We start from the raw sequence: 19,291 nt of genomic DNA, 5'->3' as shown, positions 1-19,291 counted from the left end.
TTCGCCCCCTAAACAACTGTGCAGGCTTGCTCGAAACTGAAACGCGGCAGTTTCTGGAACAGCGCCGTTTCATCCGCATAACCGATGTTGCACAGGAAATTGGATTTCAGGCTGGTGCCTTTGAAAAACTCGTCGTCGACGATCTGATTTGAAAAGCCCGACATCGCGCCCACATCCAGCCCCAGTGCCCGCGCCGCCATCATCAAATAGGCACCCTGCAGCGTGCCATTGCGAAAGGCAGTCTCGGCACTATGCTCGGGTTTGCCCTCGAACAGATGCCTGCGGTCATCATGCGGGAACAGGAACGGCAGTTCCTTCCAGAACTCCCGATCATAGGCGACAATAACGGTGATCGGGGCGCCCATCATCTTTGGCACGTTCTGTGGCTTTAACGACTTTGCCAGACGCGCCTTACCCTCGGCTGATTTCACAAACACAAAGCGCGCAGGCAAAGTGTTCATGCTGGTCGGTCCGCTGATGGTTATGTCATACAGCTCTTGCAACAGCGCGTCCGGGATGGGCCGGTCTGTCCAGGCATAATGTGACCGCGCCTCGCGCAAGATCAGGTCAATCGCATCATCGGACAAGCGATCTATCCGCGACCGCAATTCGCGATGGTTTTCTTGTGCTTCCGCACGTACGGCCTCTAGGGCCTTTCCAGTTGGCGCATTCATCAGGCTACAACCTTCGCGTCGAAATCAACTTCGTCAACGATCGGGCTTGAACAAATGCCGATGCGCTCGATTTCAATATCAACAACTTCACCGGGAATGAGCCAGCGCGGGTTGGGCTTTTTCGCATGGCCAACACCTGGCGGGGTGCCCATCGCGATCATATCGCCCGGTTCCAGCGTGGTATATTCTGAAATAATCGCAATGGCCCGCGCGACAGACCAGATCATATTGGCGGTGTTCGACGATTGCAAAATCTCGCTGCCCACGCGGCTTTCAATTTTCAGCCCCGCCGCACCTGCGGGCAGGTCGTCGGCAGTCACCACAAACGGGCCAATCGCGCCGGTATTGTCAAAGTTCTTGCCGGGGGTCCATTGGTGGGTCTTGCGCTGATAGTCCCGCACAGAACCATCGTTGAACACCGTATACCCAAAGACATGCCCCAAAGCATCAGCCTCGGCAATATGGCGCCCCCCCTTGCCGATGATAACCATCAGCTCTGCTTCGTAATCCAGCTTTTCCGAACAGCTTGGCCGCACCAATGGCGCGCCGGCCGCCATGACCGAATTCTTGCCGCGCATGAACAATGCGGGGTAATCGGGGATATCATACCCCCCCTCTTTGATGTGATCGGTATAGTTCAACCCAAGGCAAATGATCGTTTCAGGCTTGGCCACAGGCAACGCGGGCGTCAGCGAAGCAACCGGCACGCTTTGGGCCGCAGCGATCTTTGTTGCCAGCGATTCGATCAACGCAGGGTTCGCAATAACCCCCATCAGGTCGGTTCCGACCGCTGCATTCAATGCCGTTACATTCACAGCATTTTCACCATTCACGACATAGACAGCGGTGCCGTCCAAATCTTTGCCCACCAGAAATTTCATGCTCAACATCCTTGTCAGTACACTAAAATTCTGCCTACTATATTTCACAAAGTCAATAAATATCGATATTATTATTTTCGGGAGGCAAGGCCATGGTCGCGTGGAATGACTATAAGAACGAAGCGAAATCGCGAGGCGCACTGGCGCTAGAGCTTTATGTTGCAACAAGTATTCCTGCAAAAACCCCAGCAGATGTAAAATCCGCCCTGCCCGCCCATCTGGCCTATCAGGCCGAACTGGAAGGCAACGGATCGCTGGCCTTTGCGGGGCCGATGTCGGATGAAACCGGTGAGCATATGCAGGGAATGGGTCTGATCATCTACCGCGCCGAAAGCCTGGAGGCAGCACATGCATTGGCCAAAGCAGACCCGATGCATCTTTGTGGCGCACGCACCTATTCGATGCGGCGCTGGATGATCAATGAGGGTTCTTTTTCGTTGCAGGTCGGGTTATCAACGAAAAAACTGTCTCTGACCTAAACCAAGTGAAGTGAAAGCATCATGAATGTGATAGACGGCAAAGATGGTTCCGCCACGCATATGGCATATATTACCTTGCGCAACATGATTTTGACCGGTGCGCTGCCCGCAGGCAAAAAGCTGAAGATCGAAGATCTGCGCGCATTGCTGGCCACCGGCGCCTCACCCGTACGCGAGGCACTAAGCCTGCTGACCTCGGACATGTTGGTGGAACGGATAGATCAGCGCGGCTTTCGGGCCGCCCCCGCCAGCATCGCCAATTTTGACGAAATTCTCTCATTGCGCTGTACGCTGGATGATATGGCCCTGCGTCAGTCGATCACCGCCGCCACATCGGATTGGGAAGATCGCCTCGTGCTGTCGCACCACAGAATGACTCGCGCGGCAGCCCAGGACCCCACAAGGTTCGAAGCGGCACACAAGCTGTTCCATATGACCCTTTTGGACAACGCATCCTCGCCGATGTTGGCGCGGTTTTGCAGCCAGCTGTATGATCTGAACATTCGCTATCGCTATCTGGCAGCTGACGGGCCTGACTATAAAAAGCGCGACATTCCAGCCGAGCACGAGTCTATCTTGAACGCGGTCATTCGCCGCGATGCAGATGCGGCCTCTGCAGCCTTGCTAAACCACTATCGACGTACCGGCGAATATCTGGTGGGAAAACTGACCAATCTCTGACCGCGCGGGCGCCGCCTTACCTCGTTTGACGGGGCATTGGATTTCGGACCTCCATGCGACACAGGATGTGTCTGGCCATGACCTCGATTGATTAGATTTTGCCAAAGCGAGTGTATGATTGTGCATGCTTTATCCAGCCGGTTTTTTGTGAAACTGAGGGGGTCTGGATTTACTGGACAAAACCGCGCGGCCAAAACCGCGCGCGCGGTCTGAACCTCTGGATTGATCCTTGACCAAACAACGCAGGACGATGCCAAATTATAGCCAATCTGCCTTGTTCCCCGCCTCATCAAAAGGAACCAACATGAAAGATGCTGCCGAAGATCTTCGTCAAAACACCTTAGTGCCTTTTGAGCGCGCCCGCGCGATGCCGCCGTCTGTCTATACCTCCGAGGCGTTCCTTGAACGTGAGACCTCGGCGATTTTTGCCCGTGAATGGTTCTGTGCCGGGCGGGCCGATGCGCTGGCAAACGCCGGTGATTATGTGACGCTTGATTTGGCCGGTCAGCCGATCATCGTTTTGCGGGACAAACAAGGTGCGCTAAAGGCAATGTCGAATGTCTGCCGGCACCGGATGTCTACACTGCTGGAAGGTCGTGGCAACACCCGCAGCATTGTCTGCCCCTATCACGCCTGGACCTACAATCTGGATGGCTCGCTGCGCGGCGCCCCTGCGATGGATCAGAATGAGGGATTTTGCAAAACCGACTACAGCCTGCCGCAAATTCGGTGCGAAGAGTGGCTAGGTTGGGTTTTCGTGACCCTGAACCCCGATGTGCCGCCTGTGGCAGTGCAATTGGCAAAGGTCGCAGACCTTGTGGGCGACTACGACATGGCCAACTATTCCGAAACCTTTTTTGAAACCCATATCTGGAATACAAATTGGAAGGTTCTGGCCGAGAATTTCATGGAAAGCTATCACCTGCCGGTCTGTCATGCCGGTACAATCGGCGGCCTGTCCAAGCTGCATGAGATGGTCTGCCCGCCGGGTGAGGCTGCATTCAACTATCACACCATCCTGAAAGACGACTCGTTAAGAATTGCAATGGCCCACGCCAGCAACACGCGCTTAAAGGGCGAGCGGCGGCGCACCACCTTTCTGTTGGCAATCTATCCAAGTTTGCTCATCACGCTGACCCCAGGCTATTTTTGGTATCTGACCCTGCATCCACATGGGGTTGGCCAAGTTAAAATCGGGTTTGGCGGCGGTATGTCAAACGACTATGCAAACGACCCCGACGCGCAGGACAATTTCAAACAGCTGAAAACTTTGCTCGATGATGTGAATGTCGAAGACAAGGGCTGCACGGAAAAGGTATATCAAGGGCTCAAGTCACAATCCGCAGCACCGGGGCATCTTTCGCACCTGGAACGCCCGAACTATGATTTTGCGCAATACATCAATGCGCGCATTCAGGCCGCAGGCCAATAGCAGGACCAATCATGCCCCATACCCGCCTTCGCAAATTCAACACCAAAGACACCTACCCCGAGCAAAACCTTGACAATGATCTGTGCCAAGCCGTTGTGACCCAAGGCGGCAAAACGGTTTATCTGCGCGGTCAGTGCCCGCAAAACCTTGATGATTTCAAGAATATCGCAAGCCATGATCCGGCTGAACAAACCCATAAGGTTATGCAAAACATCAAGCAGCTGATCGAAGAAGCCGGTGGCGAGATGGCGCATCTGGTAAAGGTTGTGGTCTATATCACTGACGTGCGCCACCGCGAGGCGGTTTACCGCACGATGGGCGAATACATCAAAGGCGTGCATCCGGTTTCCACCGGTTTGGTCGTGCAAGCCTTGGCGCGGCCGGAATGGCTGGTTGAAATTGATGGCACAGCGGTAATCCCGGCATGACGTTTTCTCTTGTCGCCCGCTGCGCTGATACGGGCATGTTCGGCACTGCCATTGCCTCGTCGTCGCCCGCCGTCGCCGCGCGGTGTTCCTATACCCGCGCGGGCGTGGGCGCAGTGTCCAGCCAGAACATCACCGACCCGACCTTGGGGCCGTTCGCGCTCGATCTGATGCAGGGCGGCATGTCAGCACCCGAGGCCATCGCAGGGGTTCGTGCCCAAGGGCGTTTCATCGAATACCGGCAGGTTCTGGCAATTGATGCGCGCGGGCGGACGGCCATTCATTCCGGCCCCAAATCCTTGGGCATCTGGACACAGGCGGCAGGCGAAAATGTCATTTCTGCAGGCAATCTGCTGGCAAACCCTGACGTGCCACAGGCCATTGTCGACGGGTTTATGCAGGCCAAGGGCCATTTGGGTGACCGCCTGATTGCGGCAATGCGGGCGGGCCTTGCCGCAGGCGGCGAGGCAGGGCCGATCCATTCGGCAGGCATGCAGCTCTGCGACAAAGTACAATGGCCTGTGGCCGACCTGCGCTGCGATTGGACCGATGATTGCCCGATAGAGGCAGTGGCCGTGGCTTGGGGCATCTACAAACCCCAGCTTGCGGCCTATGTGCAACGCGCGCTCGACCCGCGCGAGGCGCCCTCTTATGGCGTGCCCGGCGACGCGTAGGGGCTTGCCCCGAACCGCGCGCCACGTCATATTTCGACATGCCTTTACGCTTTTCATTCAGACAGTTGGAATATCTGGTCGCCGTGGGCGAAGCCGGAACCATTGCTTTGGCCGCCCAGCGCGTCAACGTGTCATCGCCATCGATCTCTTCTGCGATCAGCCAGCTTGAAACCGATTTGGGGATGCAGCTGTTCGTGCGCCACCATGCGCAAGGGCTGACGCTTACCCCCGGCGGACGCAGAGTGTTCAATGAGGCCAAGCACATTCTGTTCAGCGCCAACGGTTTGAATGACCTTGCCAGCGATATTGTCGAAACGGCCCGCGGACCAATTGCGATTGGCGCGCTTTCGACCGTTGCGCCCATCATCAGCGCACAACTTCGCCGCAGCTTTGAGCAGCGCCACCCCGAAGTTCTGGTGACGTTGAAAGAAGGCAGTCAGGTCGATCTGCTGCGGATGCTCGGGCAAGCCGAAATTGACGTAGCAATCACTTATGACATTGAAATCCCGAAAGATGTCGCATTTGAAAACCTGATCTCCTTGCCGCCATATGTCATGCTGGCCAAGGACCACCCAAAAGCAAAACAGGCCTCTTTGACCTTGGCAGATTTGCAAGACGAGCCGATGGTCCTGCTCGACCTACCGCTTAGCCGCGACTATTTCCTGTCTATGTTTCACAACGCCGGCTTTCGCCCGAATATTGCCGAACGCACCTCTGATATCTTTATGGCGCGCAGTCTTGTTGCCAATGGCTTTGGCTTTGGGCTGGTGAACATGCGCACACGCTCGGATATAGCACCGGATGGCGAGAAACTGGCGATTGTGCCACTGACAGGGGCGGTTCGGCCTGTCATTCTGGGCTTGGCGACAAAGCAAACAACGCATCGTTCCGGCATTGTGCAGGCATTCTTTGCGCATGTCGCAGACCACCTGCAAAACAAAGGGCTGCCTGGCACACATGTGCCGCGTTAGCCTGCCGAAATCACTTAGTGATGCGCGTGCTCATGGTTAGGCCGGCCTGCGCCCCACGGCAATAACGGTATCCGTTTTTCAGGTGTGGAACACCACCTGACAGCTTTCCAAAGGCGATGCCGTTTTAGAACTCCGGCTAGAGTATGCGGCTCACATCGCCGCCATCAAACTTTGCAACGCAGCTTTATAGCCGCGGGTGATCTCATCGCGTTTGATGTGCCGGCCCGACTGTACCATATGGCGACCGGCCGACCAAACATCAGTCACGACAGTATCTTTTGACGCAAACACCAACCCGTCCAAAATCTGATCTTGATGCAACGCGCAAAGCGACGGCGCGTTGCTATCAATCGCAACCACATCTGCCAAGGCACCCACGGCAATTTCGCCAGCACCACGTCCCAAGGCCTGTGCGCCGCCTTTTGCCGCCCCCATATACAGGGTTTCGCCTACCGATCCTTCGCCAACCACCATCACATTGCGCGCAACATCGCGCAGACGTTGCGAGTATTCCAAAATGCGCAGCTCCTCGGTCAGCGAGATTAACACGTTTGAATCCGACCCCACCCCGAACGCACCACCCGCCGCCAGATAGCTTGGCCCGTTAAAGGGCCCATCGCCCAAATTCGCCTCGGTCACCGGGCAAAGCCCCGCCACCACGCCAGATTTGGCCATAGTGATGGTTTCTTCTGCCGTCATATGGGTGGCATGGATCAGGCACCAATCCGGCGTCACACCTGCATTGGCCAGCAACCATTCCACCGGCCGCGCGCCCAACCATGCGTGAATATCGGCAACCTCTTTGGGCTGTTCGGCGATATGTATATGAACCGGCCCCGTACCATGTGCAGCCAGCACCGCTGCCAGATCCTCGGGCGACGTGGCCCGCAAGGAATGCGGCGCGAGTCCAACGTGACAATCGGCAGGCAGCTGTGCAACCGCTTCGCGCGCCCGCGCCACCAAGGCATTAAACCGGTCCACCGAATTGCCAAACCGCGCTTGGCCCGCCTCAAGCGGCACCCGCCCCGCCCCGCCATAGCTATAAAGCACCGGCAGATGGGTCAGCCCTATCCCCGTGCTGGCCGCAGCGGCCGCAATACGGCCCGACAATTCGCCCAGATCTTCATAAGGCGCACCGCCCGCCTGATGGTGCAAATAGTGGAACTCTCCGACACTGGCATAGCCCGCCTCTTGCATCTCCAGAAACACAAAGGCCGCAATCGCCTCTATATGTTCGGGCGTCAGGTTCGCGGTGAACCGATACATCAGATCGCGCCAGGTCCAAAAGCTGTCTTTACCCGCCTTGCGATATTCGGTCATCCCCGCCATCGCGCGCTGAAAGCTATGGCTGTGCAGGTTCCCCAACGCTGGCAGCAAGGTGTCGACACATGTGTCGGCGGAGTCGGGTGATTGGCCCACCGCAATCGCCGTGATCCGGCCATTCGCATGCGTTACGCGCACATTGGGCGCCCATCCAGTGGAAAGTTTGGCTTGTTTGGCAAAAATCATTTTGACGGCCCTTATTTTATGTATAGACATAAAGCACACTACCGCATACTAGAAAAGTGAAAAATTGACCATTGGTGACCGAAATGACCAAGAAAAGCGATGTCTTCGTTGATTTGAACGCGGCGACGATGGGCGAATCGGATGCGCCTTACGGGCTTATCAAAGATGCCGCGATTGCCGTGGTTGGCGGGGTTATCGATTGGGTCGGCCCTGCCCGCGATCTTCCCCATAAATACGGTGACGCGCCGCGCCGGCACCTTGGTGGCCGTCTTGTCACCCCCGGCTTGATCGATTGTCACGGCCACATTGTCCATGGCGGCGACCGCGCGGTGGAATTTGAAATGCGGTTGAACGGGGCCAGCTATGAAGAAATTGCCCGCGCAGGCGGCGGCATTATCTCTACGGTCACGGCCACCCGCGCCGCGAGCGAGGCTGACTTACTGACCGCCGCCCTGCCCCGCGTAGATGCGCTGATAGCCGAAGGCGTGACCTGCATAGAAATCAAATCCGGCTACGGCCTCGATGTGGAAACCGAATTGCGGATGCTGCGCGTCGCCCGTGCGATTGCGTCACAGCGCGCGATTACGGTGCGAACCACGTTCCTTGGCGCCCATGCAACACCTCCAGACTATTCGGGCCGCAGTGACCTCTATATCGATCAGGTGTGCATCCCCGCCCTGCGTGCGGCCCATGCAAAGGGTCTGGTCGATGCGGTAGACGGGTTTTGCGAGGGCATCGCATTTCAACCGAACCAAATCGCCCGTGTCTTCGATGTGGCACGCGAATTGGGCTTGCCGGTGAAACTCCATGCCGAGCAACTCTCGAATCTTGGCGGGGCAAAGCTGGCCGCGCAATACGGTGCCCTATCGGCCGATCATATCGAATATCTGGATGAAGACGGCGTAGCGGCCATGGCAGCGGCCGGCACCATCGCCGTCATCCTGCCCGGTGCCTTCTACACTCTGCGCGAAACCCAAGCGCCACCCATCGCGCTTTTGCGCAAGCACGGCGTGCCGATGGCGCTGGCCACCGATATCAACCCGGGCACGTCGCCGCTTAATTCCCTGCTATTGACGCTGAACATGGGTTGCACCCTATTCCGCATGACACCCGAGGAAGCCCTACGCGGTGCCACCCAAAACACCGCCCGCGCCCTTGGTTTGACCGATCGCGGCACGATCACAGCTGGTCTGCGCGCGGATCTAGCGGTCTGGGACGTCCAGCACCCCGCCGAGCTTGCCTATCGCATCGGCTTCAACCCCCTTCATTCCCGCATTTTCGGAGGCTCCGCGTGACCACAGTTACCCTTACGCCTGGCGCAGTGACTTTGGCCGATCTGCAAAGCATCTACTGGAACCAAGACGCGGTGCGGCTTGATCCAGCCTGCCACCCTGCGATAGCGCTTGCCCATGCACGCATCGCCAAGGCCGTGGCAGGAACCGAGGCCGTTTACGGCGTCAACACCGGCTTTGGCAAACTCGCCTCGGTCAAGATCGCAAGCAAAGACACCGCAACTTTGCAACGCAATCTAATCTTGTCCCATTGCTGCGGCGTTGGCCCCGCTATCCCGCGCCGTCACGCACGTTTGCTCATGGCGTTGAAATTGCTCAGCCTCGGGCGCGGCGCATCCGGCGTGCGGCTAGAGATTGTGACGCTGATCGAGGAAATGCTCGCCAAAGGCGTCACCCCCATGATCCCCGCGCAAGGCTCTGTCGGTGCCTCGGGCGACCTTGCCCCGCTGGCACATATGGCCGCCGTAATGATGGGCCATGGCGAAGCAGAATTTGGCGGCAAGGCAATGCCGGGCGCCAAGGCGCTATCGGCCGCGGGCCTGACAGCGATCGAACTAGGCCCGAAAGAGGGCCTCGCGCTGATCAACGGCACGCAGTTTTCCACCGCTTTCGCCCTTGCCGGATTGTTCGGCGCCTGGCGCGCGGCGCATGCGGCACTGGTCACGTCGGCGCTTTCAACCGATGCGATCATGGGGTCAACCGCACCTTTGCAGCCCGAAATCCACGCATTACGCGGCCATGCAGGCCAGATAGAGGCCGGAGCCACCATGCGGGCGTTGCTGGACGGGTCTGAAATCCGCGACAGCCACATGATCGATGATGCGCGGGTCCAAGACCCCTATTGCATCCGTTGCCAGCCGCAGGTGACGGGTGCCGCGATGGATGTTTTGCGCATGGCCGCACGGACGTTAGAGATTGAGGCGAATGCCGCAACCGACAACCCGCTGGTGCTGATTGAGGCCGACATGATTGTCTCGGGCGGCAATTTCCACGCCGAACCCGTCGGCTTTGCTGCCGATATGATCGCGCTGGCGATTGCCGAAATCGGCGCCATCGCACAGCGCCGCGTGGCCCTGATTGTCGATCCGGTGCTCAGCTTCAACCTGCCGCCGTTCCTGACGCCCAATCCGGGCCTGAACAGCGGCTATATGATTGCCGAAGTCACCACCGCCGCTTTGATGAGCGAGAACAAACACCTCGCCAACCCTTGCGTCACCGACAGCACGCCGACATCCGCCAATCAGGAAGATCACGTCAGCATGGCCGCCCATGGCGCGCGCCGTCTGGGGCAAATGATCGACAACCTGAACCGGATTTTGGGTGTCGAATTGCTTTGTGCCGCGCAGGGCATCGATTTCCGCGCGCCATTGCGCACAAGCGCCGCCTTGCAACGCGTGGTAACGCGTGTACGCCAAGAGGTGGCGACCATGGGCCAAGATCGCTATCTCGCGCCCGATCTGGAAGCGGCGGCTGTGATGATTGCAGCAGGTGATATTGTCATCGCCGCCGGCACGCCGATGCCCCCCCTCTCAGTCTAACCCCGAAAGGCATATCATGAGCGATCCGCGCAAAAACACCCGTGACATCTTTCCCGCAACCGGCACCACGCTTTCGGCCAAAAGCTGGCTGACCGAGGCGCCGCTGCGGATGCTGATGAACAACCTGCACCCCGATGTCGCCGAAAACCCGCATGAGCTGGTGGTTTATGGCGGCATCGGGCGCGCCGCGCGGACATGGAAAGATTTTGATCTGATCGTAAGCGCCCTGCGTGATCTTGAGGAAGATCAAACCCTGCTTGTGCAATCGGGCAAGCCGGTCGGCGTGTTCCAAACCCACAAAGACGCGCCGCGCGTGCTAATCGCCAACTCTAACCTCGTGCCGCATTGGGCAACTTGGGATCACTTTAACGAGCTCGATAAAAAAGGCCTTGCGATGTATGGCCAGATGACGGCCGGCTCGTGGATCTACATCGGGTCACAAGGCATCGTGCAGGGTACATATGAAACCTTTGTCGAGGCGGGCCGCCAACATTACGGCGGTGATTTGACCGGAAAATGGGTTTTGACCGGCGGTCTTGGCGGTATGGGCGGCGCGCAACCGCTTGCGGCGGTGATGGCGGGCGCATGCTGTTTGGCGGTAGAGTGTAACCCGGACAGCATCGATTTCCGCTTGCGCACCCGCTATGTCGATGAACGCGCCGACACATTGGACGAAGCGCTGGAAATGATTGCGCGCTGGACAGCGGCGGGCGAGGCGAAATCCGTAGGCCTTTTGGGCAATGCGGCCGACATCTTTGCCGAGATTGCAGCCCGCGGTATCCGCCCTGACATGGTAACCGACCAGACCTCGGCCCATGATCCGATCAATGGCTATTTGCCGCAAGGCTGGACCATGGCACAGTGGAAAGAAAAGCGCGAAAGTGACCCCAAAGCGGTTGAGAAAGCCGCACGTGCATCGATGAAAGTGCATGTGCAAGCAATGCTTGATTTCCAGAAAATGGGCGTTCCGACCTTTGATTACGGCAACAACATTCGTCAGGTCGCGCTTGACGAAGGGCTAAAGGACGCATTTGATTTCCCCGGCTTTGTTCCAGCCTATATCCGCCCGCTGTTCTGCCGCGGCATCGGCCCGTTCCGCTGGGCCGCGCTGTCAGGCGACCCCGAGGACATCTATAAAACTGATGCCAAGGTAAAAGAAATCCTGTCCGAGGATAAGCATCTGCACAACTGGCTGGATATGGCTCGCGAACGGATTGCGTTCCAAGGCCTGCCCGCACGGATTTGCTGGGTAGGCTTGGGTGTGCGCCACAAACTGGGCCTTGCCTTCAATGAAATGGTCCGCAATGGCGAGCTAAAGGCGCCGATTGTGATTGGCCGCGACCACCTCGATTCCGGCTCGGTTGCCTCGCCCAACCGCGAGACCGAGGCGATGAAAGACGGCTCTGATGCTGTGTCCGATTGGCCGCTGCTGAATGCTTTGCTCAACACCGCGTCGGGTGCAACTTGGGTATCATTGCACCACGGCGGCGGCGTTGGCATGGGCTTTTCGCAGCATTCTGGCATGGTGATCTGTTGTGACGGCTCAAAGGATGCCGACCGCCGTATCGCGCGGGTGCTGTGGAATGACCCGGCCACAGGTGTGATGCGCCACGCCGATGCAGGATATGAGGACGCATTGGATTGCGCCCGCGAAAACGGCCTGAACCTGCCGGGTATCTTGTAACAAAACCAAAGGGGGGCGCCGCAGCCCCCCTGTTCAATAGCGCGTCGTCAGGCGGTAGCCTGGACGGTACGACAGGCGCACATGGGTCACCGCATCCCCTTCCCACCACGTCGAGCGTTCGGCCAGAAACACCGGATCGCCCACAGAACAGGCAAGGTAATCGGCAAGCTTCTGATCGGCCAAGCCTGCCGATAAATTGATTTCCACCTTGGAAAAGGGGATCGTTGCAAGCAACCATTCCGTCGGCCCTTGCATCCCAAAATCCGCAGCCTCGGCCGTGGGCAGCGCCGATAAATTGATCCAGCGATCTTCATGCTCATAAGGCACACCATCCGCATAATGCATGCAGATCAAATGCAGCGCCTTACCGCCAGCGGGCAGTTGCAGGCGGGCACGCAACCAGTCGGGCGCAAGATCAACCTCTCGGCTGACCAGCGAATACCGGTAATCGGCCCCCTTTTCTTCAACCTCGTCGCGCACAATGGGAATATCAAACCGCGCCTGACGCACCGGTGTCATGCGAACGCGCGTTCCCGCCTTGCGCCGACGCTCGATAATCCCATCATCCGCCAATTCACGCATCGCACGGTTCACCGTAGCCCGCGCACAGCCGTAAGCTAGTGCAAGGTCCACCTCATTCGGAACCAAATGTCCCGGCCCCCAATCGCCTTTGACAATCTTGGCAAGAATGTCGGATTTGACTTCTTTATAGGTGGCTTTCATAACGTATACTGCTTTTACTTTACGTCGATTTCATGGGCGAATAGGGTATTTACACCCATAAACCAAGCACAGCTTCCAATTAACATCCGGCCAGCAAACCTATGCATTTGCCAAGCCAAACTCTGTAGAACCAGATCTAAAGCTCACCTCTTTCTCTTATAAATCTAGACATAACGCAATCAACTAAGACAAAGGGCGACAGCGCGAAACAGGCACTGTCTGATGGCTCTGGTGAAACCGGCCAAAGCTGGCGCGTACTCAACTTTTCGCTGAGTTGGCACCGCTTGTTGACAACTAGTTGATGCTGAATTGCTTTTGTTGCAACCTGTCAAAGCAAGGCAAGGCGGCGACCTTGCTGCGGTCAAATAAAAACGGAGCCTTTGATGATTAGATCAATTCGCAGTGCAGTTTTTGTGTTTTTGCTCATCCCAGCAATAGCTGCGGCGCAGGACTTTGATAAGGGATTGGCCGCTGCAAAGTCGGGCGACTATGCCACGGCGCTTCGTGAATGGACGCCTCTTGCTGATCAGGGCTATGCGCGTGCCCAATTCAACCTTGGGCTCATGTACAGCAACGGCAACGGCGTACCGCAAGATTACGCCGAGGCGGCAAAATGGTATCGCTTGGCCGCTGATCAGGGCGATGCGGGGGCTCAATTCAACCTCGGGCTCATGTACAGCAACGGCAACGACGTAGCGCAAGATTTTACCGAGGCAGCAAAATGGTATCGCTTGGCTGCTGATCAGGGCAATGCGGGGGCTCAGTTGAACCTCGGGCTTTTGTACAGCAACGGTAACGGCGTAGAACAAGATTATGCCGAGGCGGCAAAATGGTATCGCTTGGCTGCCGATCAGGGCGATGCAGGTGCCCAATTCAACCTCGGGCTTTTGTACAGAAACGGCAACGGCGTAGAACAAGATTATGCCGAGGCGGTTAAATGGTATCGTTTGGCCGCTGATCAGGGCGATGCGGGTGCTCAATTCAACCTCGGGCTTATGTACAGCAATGGCAACGGCGTCGTGCAAGATAACGCCGAGGCGGCAAAATGGTATCGGATGGCCGCTGATCAGGGTGATGCAGGGGCCCAGTTGAACCTCGGGCTTATGTACAAGAGCGGCAACGGCGTACCGCAAGACTATGCCGAAGCGGTAAAACGGTATCTGTTGGCGGCGGATCAGGGCGATGCAGGGGCTCAATTCAACCTTGGGCTCATGTACAGCAACGGCAACGGCGTACCGCAAGATTATGTCGAGGCGGTAAAATGGTATCGCTTGGCTGCTGATCAGGGCGATGCGGGTGCCCAGTTGAACCTCGGGCTCATGTACAAGAACGGCAAAGGCGTTCCGCAAGATTATGCCGAGGCGGTGAAATGGTATCGCTTGGCTGCTGATCAGGGCAATGCGCGTGCCCAATTCAACCTCGGGCTCATGTACAGCAACGGCAACAGCGTTGAACAAGATTATGCCGAGGCGGTAAAATGGTATCGATTGGCGGCTGATCAGGGCGATGCGATTGCACAGGGCAATCTTGGGATCATGTATGCATTGGGCCAAGGTGTCCTTCAGGATAACCAAACCGCACATATGTGGTTCAATATTGCAGCCGCCAATGGCGATGAGAATGGCACGGGAAATCGCGACATCGCAGCCAAAATGATGACAGCTGACTCAATCGTAGAGGCCCAACGCCGCGCCCGCGTCTGCATGGCGTCCAACTACAAAGATTGCGATTAGAGCAGTCAAAGCTGCACAATTCGAGGTGGCGTTCTGCGCATTTTCTATTGGCTAATAAGAACAGCCTGCGAAAGCTATGCGACCCAAGGCTTTGCAGCCATACATCAGCGCGGCCCTCCCCTTGAACCCGGCTTTTCCGGGTGCAAACCAAAGGGGTGGTACGGTCTTGGCGCATCGGCCCAAGACATTAGATGCCCCCATAGCAAAAACCTGTAGGAGCAGTCACGCCAGAATGCGCTCAGTAGCATCGCAAGGCTTTGACCAAGAGAACTGCCCCCCTGCGCCGCCACCTCGGAAAAGAACACCGAAAGCCATTCCAGGCAACAAAATGAATTAAAATCAACATATTAACTGCTTGCCATTTAAGGCATTTTATGTGGAAAAATAGAAAACCGCTGAAATTACCCAATAATTTCAATAGGTCATGGCGGCGCGCCCAGTTTTCGAACCGTGAATTACGCTGCAAAGCCAAAATCGATGGGTCCTGACCCTAGCTCTCCAGCTACTTCAATTTCTCAGGCTGCGGAAAGGTCGTGCCACTTGGTCCGAGCGGCAGCACGGTTCGGTTTAAGACTTGATCGGCTGTAAAGGTAGCGCCCAACCTCACCACTCTCCCTCACGGATAGGTGCATCTTTTTGGGCTGCAATGCCTGCCGGGGCGGGCTTGGCGGCGCATTCGACAAAGGCGCGGATTGTGCAGGTCCGGCAAATGCCATCTTCAAGCTGGCGCGTTACGGCTTGTATAGCTTCGCTCTTGTTGGGGTGAAGGTTGGATTTTGGCAAGGTTTCAAACAGCTTCATCCGCTCTAGCGCATCGACCGTTTCCTTGAACGGCACGACGAGGTGATAATCGCCGCCCGCCTTTCGGGCTTTGGTAATTTCGTCAACGAGAAGGTCAACACCCGCAAGATCAATCTTACCCAGCCCTTTCAGAACCAGAATTTTGAACCTCTGCTCGGGAAACTGCGCTTCAAACCGGCGAAACTCGCTTTCGACATGATCGACCGAGCCAAAGAAAAGCGGCCCGTCCAACCGCAGGATATTCACTTGCGGGCAAGGTTCCAGATCGTGAAACAAGACACCGCGCAGCAACCGCCGCCCGTGGCGGGAAATCGGGGCCAGCACGGCGATATGCGGATGAGAGCTGCGGTACAAAAACACGGCCAGCGAAGCGATGACACCGACAAAGATTGCATTCTCCAGCTCGGTGGTAATGCCCGCAAGAAAAGTCAATGTCAGGATCAGGGTTTCGCTTTGGCTACTGCGGACGATGTGGCGGATTTCAGCGAAATTTATCAACCGCCACGCAACATAGACAATGATCCCAGCCATTGCAGGTTTCGGAATATGGTCGACAAAGGGGGCAACGATGAACAGCAGCAAAATCAGCCAGCCCGCCGCGAATATCGCGGATAAGGGCGTCCTGGCACCGGCTTCCGCGTTCATCGCCGATCGGGTAAAGGAACCGGAGCCGCCATAGGCCTGAAAGAAACCGGCGGCCACATTCGACAGGCCTTGGCCGATGATTTCCTGATTGGCGTTGTATCGCTCGCGGCGACGCATGGCAAAGGCTCGCCCGATGCTGATCGCCTCTAGCAGGCCGACAAAGCCGACCGAAACTGCGCCCGGCAGCAGCGCGGGCAAGTCCGCAAGTGCCACCGTGGGCGGTGAAAAACTTGGCAACAATGAGGGCAGCTTGTCGAACATCTCGATGCCGGCGCTGCTGGCACCGGTAAGCGCCCCCATTCCAACCCCGACAAGCAGCGCCAATAGATAGGCAGGGATTTTGCGGCTTAGCCTTTGCGCAATCACGATGGTGGCAAGTGAAGACAGGGCAAGAACCAGCGCGAGCGGCTGGAAGTCGCCAATATGCTCGGACACACGGGCAACGCGCTCGATCACGCCGCCACCACTTTCCACCTTGACGCCGATCGCCCCGCCCAGTTGCGACGCACCAATCAACAAGGCGGCCGCCGCTGTAAACCCGACCATCACCGAATGCGAGATGAACGAAATCATGCCGCCCAGCCGGAATATTCCGGCCAGCAACTGAAACAATCCGGCGATGATTGTCAGGGTCAGCGCGAACTGAATGTAGAGTGGCGTGCCGGGTGGTGCCAGCTCGGAAAGTGCCGCGAACATCACCGCCGAAATAGCTGTCGTCGGCCCCGATACCATGATCATCGACATGCCCCATAGGGCTGCGATAACCGGTGTGATCATTGCAGTATACAGACCATATTCTGGCGGCAATCCGGCGATCACGGCAAAAGCTACACCCTGCGGCAAGACAATAGCCGCATTGGTTAACCCGGCGATTGTATCGTCGCGCAGGGTCTGGCGGTTGACCAGTGCGAACCATGGCCGCCGTGGGGTAAAGCTCTCAATCAAGTGGAATTTGTTTGGCATTGTCTGACTTCCGACAGAAATTGCTTCATGGCGCACCCATCTGAAACGGGCGCAAGACTGCGCAAAACGCTGATGGCCGCGAGGTCGGAAGACCCCGCCAACCAATCACGAAAAATGTACCGCCTTAGGTTTGATGCTTTGCCCTGCCCCGTTTTCGGCAGGGCAAAACGGGCTTAAACCGGCGTTGCGCTTGCAAGGACGCTGCGGAACTTTTGCGTGCGCAGGTCGCTGCGGATGCGCCAGTTCAACAAGAGCCCCATCAGCTCGGCCTTTTTGGCCGCGCAATCCGCATCATCCCATCGGTTCCGCCGTTCCCCCGGATCGCTCGCCAAGTCGAAAAGCTGGCCCTCGTCGGTGTCGACAAAATGAACCATCTTCCAATCATCCAGCATGACCATGGAAACAAAGGCCGTTTCTGTCAGAATGGCATCGCGGGCATGTTCAGCAAAAACGCAGTTGCGGCGTGGGGGCTTGCTGTCGCCAAAGTAGGGCCGCAGCGATTGCGCCTCCATCCATTCGGGCGGCTCCACGCCACAGAACTCCAGAATTGTCGGCCCCAAGTCCATCAGCGAAACATGGTCGGTGACGCGCCGACCGACAGGAATACCCGCCCCCCAGACGATGGCGGGAACATGGACGCTTTGTTCGTACATGTTCCATTTTTGCGAATGGCCGTGATCGTTCAGGCAATCGCCGTGATCGGAAGAAAAGATAATGATAGTGTTATCAAGCACCCCGCGCCGCTTCAGCGCCTCGATCACCCGCCCGACCTGTTCGTCGATCATGGTGACATTGGCAAAGTAATGCTGCCGCTGGCGCTGCAACTGCTCGGCGGTCGGGTCTTTGAGATGCACGACAGCATCATGATCATCTTCAAGGTGGTTGCGACGCAAGGCCCTGAAGGGCGCGGGCTGGCTGTCCAGATCGTAGTCAAGGATCGGCGCAGGCATTTCGCGGCCCTCATATTTGTCCAAAAAGCGTTGCGTCGGGTCATAAGGCGGGTGCGGCCCCGGAATCCCGATCTGCAAAAAGAACGGCTCTTTGCCGGAATAGCGGTCCAACCACATGCAGGCCGTTTGCGGCACGAACACATCGGGATGCAAATCTTCGGGCAGTTCCCATGCGAAAGCCCCGAGGCAATCTGCATAATCCGCGCGATGCCGGTAGGTCTGGCGGCTGGGCTTTTCAAAGCCGCGTGTCCAGATCGCCTTATCCCATTATCCAGATAAAACGGCAGGTTGGGATGCGCGCGATCTTTGTTTTCTGTCACATGGCGTTCGTGAAAGCCGAACGCGCCTTCAACGGGCCAAGTATGCATTTTGCCAACATTGACGCAACGATACCCCGCGCGGTTCAGATCGCTGACCCAGCTGTAGTTCCACCGCTCGTCATTGCGGAACACTCCGTTGGTGTGGGGATATGTTCCCGTGAACAGCGAGGCGCGCGAGGGGCTGCAAGACGGAGATGTGACGTACATCCGGTCAAAACTGGTTCCCTCATTTACCAGACGGTCCAGATTTGGCGTATCAACATGCGGAAAACCAAGTGCCGCTATTGTGTCGTATCGCTGCTGATCGGTCAGGATGAAGACGATATTGGGTTGATTGGTCATTATATTTTTCCTTTAACGGCACGTTGTTGATTGTCATTGAGAACTGACCCGGCATTTTCATCGAGATCTGACCCACCCAGCCGTTATGATCTGCTGGTTATGATGGCGTCAATGCTGTTGCCTCCTTTCGCTTTTTCTTCGCTGTTTCGGAGCTGGCCTTGAAGCGGTAGCTGTCATTGCCGGTCTCGAGGATGTGGCAGCGATGTGTGAGACGATCGAGCAGTGCTGTGGTCATTTTGGCATCGCCAAAGACGCTGGCCCATTCACTGAAGCTCAGGTTGGTGGTGATGATGACGCTGGTGCGTTCATACAGCTTGCTCAGAAGATGGAAGAGCAACGCGCCGCCGGAGGCGCTGAACGGCAGATATCCCAGCTCATCCAGGATCACCAAGTCGGTTTTGACCAGCGCCTCAGCGATCTTCCCGGCCTTGCCTTGGGCCTTTTCCTGCTCCAGTGCGTTGACCAGTTCAACCGTCGAGAAGAAGCGGACGCGCTTACGGTGATGCTCGATGGCCTGAATGCCAAGGGCGGTTGCAACATGCGATTTCCCTGTTCCCGGACCTCCGATCAGCAC

Annotated in this window: 17 protein-coding genes and 1 pseudogene; 10 read left to right on the top strand and 8 right to left on the bottom strand. The window is 57.1% G+C overall.

From position 1 onward, the window contains the following. Positions 1-8: 8 nt before the first annotated feature. A complete protein-coding gene (locus AKU79_RS11010; RefSeq protein WP_082224011.1) occupies positions 9-674 on the bottom strand; it encodes a malonic semialdehyde reductase in 666 nt (221 codons plus the stop codon). Next, positions 674-1,555 (bottom strand): fumarylacetoacetate hydrolase family protein, encoded by an 882-nt coding sequence (locus AKU79_RS11005; RefSeq protein WP_050523887.1) that lies wholly within the window; start codon positions 1,553-1,555, stop codon positions 674-676. The genes AKU79_RS11010 and AKU79_RS11005 overlap by 1 nt, the downstream gene beginning before the upstream one ends. Before the next feature lie 92 nt (positions 1,556-1,647). Here AKU79_RS11005 and AKU79_RS11000 point away from each other — a divergent pair, with 92 nt between their 5' ends. The 6 genes from AKU79_RS11000 to AKU79_RS10975 all read left to right on the top strand — a co-directional run bounded on the left by AKU79_RS11000 (position 1,648) and on the right by AKU79_RS10975 (position 6,217). Continuing rightward, positions 1,648-2,034, top strand: a complete 387-nt coding sequence (locus tag AKU79_RS11000) for a YciI family protein (protein WP_050523650.1) — start codon at positions 1,648-1,650, stop codon at positions 2,032-2,034. 21 nt (positions 2,035-2,055) lie between these two features. Beyond that, positions 2,056-2,715 (top strand): GntR family transcriptional regulator, encoded by a 660-nt coding sequence (locus tag AKU79_RS10995; protein WP_050523649.1) that lies wholly within the window; start codon positions 2,056-2,058, stop codon positions 2,713-2,715. A gap of 304 nt (positions 2,716-3,019) precedes the next feature. Next, a complete protein-coding gene (locus AKU79_RS10990; protein WP_050523886.1) occupies positions 3,020-4,147 on the top strand; it encodes an aromatic ring-hydroxylating oxygenase subunit alpha in 1,128 nt (375 codons plus the stop codon). 11 nt (positions 4,148-4,158) lie between these two features. Continuing rightward, a complete protein-coding gene (locus tag AKU79_RS10985) occupies positions 4,159-4,575 on the top strand; it encodes a RidA family protein (RefSeq protein WP_050523648.1) in 417 nt (138 codons plus the stop codon). Next, positions 4,572-5,246: a DUF1028 domain-containing protein gene (locus tag AKU79_RS10980; protein WP_050523647.1), complete on the top strand. Its 675-nt coding sequence runs from the start codon at positions 4,572-4,574 to the stop codon at positions 5,244-5,246. The genes AKU79_RS10985 and AKU79_RS10980 overlap by 4 nt, the downstream gene beginning before the upstream one ends. A gap of 38 nt (positions 5,247-5,284) precedes the next feature. After that, on the top strand, positions 5,285-6,217 hold the full coding sequence (locus tag AKU79_RS10975) for a LysR substrate-binding domain-containing protein (protein WP_050523646.1): 933 nt from the start codon (positions 5,285-5,287) through the stop codon (positions 6,215-6,217). A gap of 150 nt (positions 6,218-6,367) precedes the next feature. On the opposite strand, the gene AKU79_RS10970 is transcribed toward AKU79_RS10975, so the two are convergent. After that, positions 6,368-7,726 (bottom strand): formimidoylglutamate deiminase, encoded by a 1,359-nt coding sequence (locus tag AKU79_RS10970; protein ID WP_197087296.1) that lies wholly within the window; start codon positions 7,724-7,726, stop codon positions 6,368-6,370. A gap of 83 nt (positions 7,727-7,809) precedes the next feature. On the opposite strand from AKU79_RS10970, the gene hutI reads away from it, so the two are divergent. Genes hutI through hutU form a run of 3 tightly spaced genes read left to right on the top strand, consistent with a single transcriptional unit; the run spans position 7,810 to position 12,240 of the window. Continuing rightward, on the top strand, positions 7,810-9,021 hold the full coding sequence (gene hutI, locus AKU79_RS10965; protein WP_050523885.1) for an imidazolonepropionase: 1,212 nt from the start codon (positions 7,810-7,812) through the stop codon (positions 9,019-9,021). After that, on the top strand, positions 9,018-10,556 hold the full coding sequence (hutH, locus tag AKU79_RS10960) for a histidine ammonia-lyase (RefSeq protein ID WP_050523644.1): 1,539 nt from the start codon (positions 9,018-9,020) through the stop codon (positions 10,554-10,556). The genes hutI and hutH overlap by 4 nt, the downstream gene beginning before the upstream one ends. Before the next feature lie 16 nt (positions 10,557-10,572). After that, complete coding sequence (gene hutU, locus AKU79_RS10955; protein ID WP_050523643.1) at positions 10,573-12,240, top strand: urocanate hydratase; 1,668 nt, start codon at positions 10,573-10,575, stop codon at positions 12,238-12,240. Positions 12,241-12,273: 33 nt separating this feature from the next. On the opposite strand, the gene AKU79_RS10950 is transcribed toward hutU, so the two are convergent. After that, entirely contained in the window at positions 12,274-12,963 is a 690-nt protein-coding gene (locus AKU79_RS10950) for a UTRA domain-containing protein (RefSeq protein ID WP_050523642.1), read from the bottom strand. 383 nt (positions 12,964-13,346) lie between these two features. Between AKU79_RS10950 and AKU79_RS10945 the strand changes: the two genes are divergently transcribed. Beyond that, positions 13,347-14,696, top strand: coding sequence for an SEL1-like repeat protein (locus AKU79_RS10945; protein ID WP_082224010.1), 1,350 nt, complete (start codon positions 13,347-13,349; stop codon positions 14,694-14,696). A gap of 603 nt (positions 14,697-15,299) precedes the next feature. Here AKU79_RS10945 and AKU79_RS10940 read toward each other — a convergent pair. The 4 genes and pseudogenes from AKU79_RS10940 to AKU79_RS10930 all read right to left on the bottom strand — a co-directional run. Beyond that, complete coding sequence (locus AKU79_RS10940) at positions 15,300-17,105, bottom strand: SulP family inorganic anion transporter (protein WP_050523640.1); 1,806 nt, start codon at positions 17,103-17,105, stop codon at positions 15,300-15,302. A 173-nt stretch (positions 17,106-17,278) separates the two neighbouring features. Then, positions 17,279-18,190 (bottom strand): sulfatase family protein, encoded by a 912-nt coding sequence (locus AKU79_RS19500; RefSeq protein ID WP_231580153.1) that lies wholly within the window; start codon positions 18,188-18,190, stop codon positions 17,279-17,281. A gap of 206 nt (positions 18,191-18,396) precedes the next feature. Then, positions 18,397-18,717: pseudogene (locus tag AKU79_RS20015) on the bottom strand (sulfatase-like hydrolase/transferase); the annotation flags it as partial. A 97-nt stretch (positions 18,718-18,814) separates the two neighbouring features. Next, a partial coding sequence (locus AKU79_RS10930; protein WP_050523169.1) for an ATP-binding protein occupies positions 18,815-19,291 on the bottom strand: 477 nt, incomplete at its 5' end.

It is taken from the genome of Pseudorhodobacter wandonensis (assembly GCF_001202035.1).
Lineage (GTDB): Bacteria > Pseudomonadota > Alphaproteobacteria > Rhodobacterales > Rhodobacteraceae > Pseudorhodobacter > Pseudorhodobacter wandonensis.
This window is presented reverse-complemented; position numbering and strand designations above follow the sequence as displayed.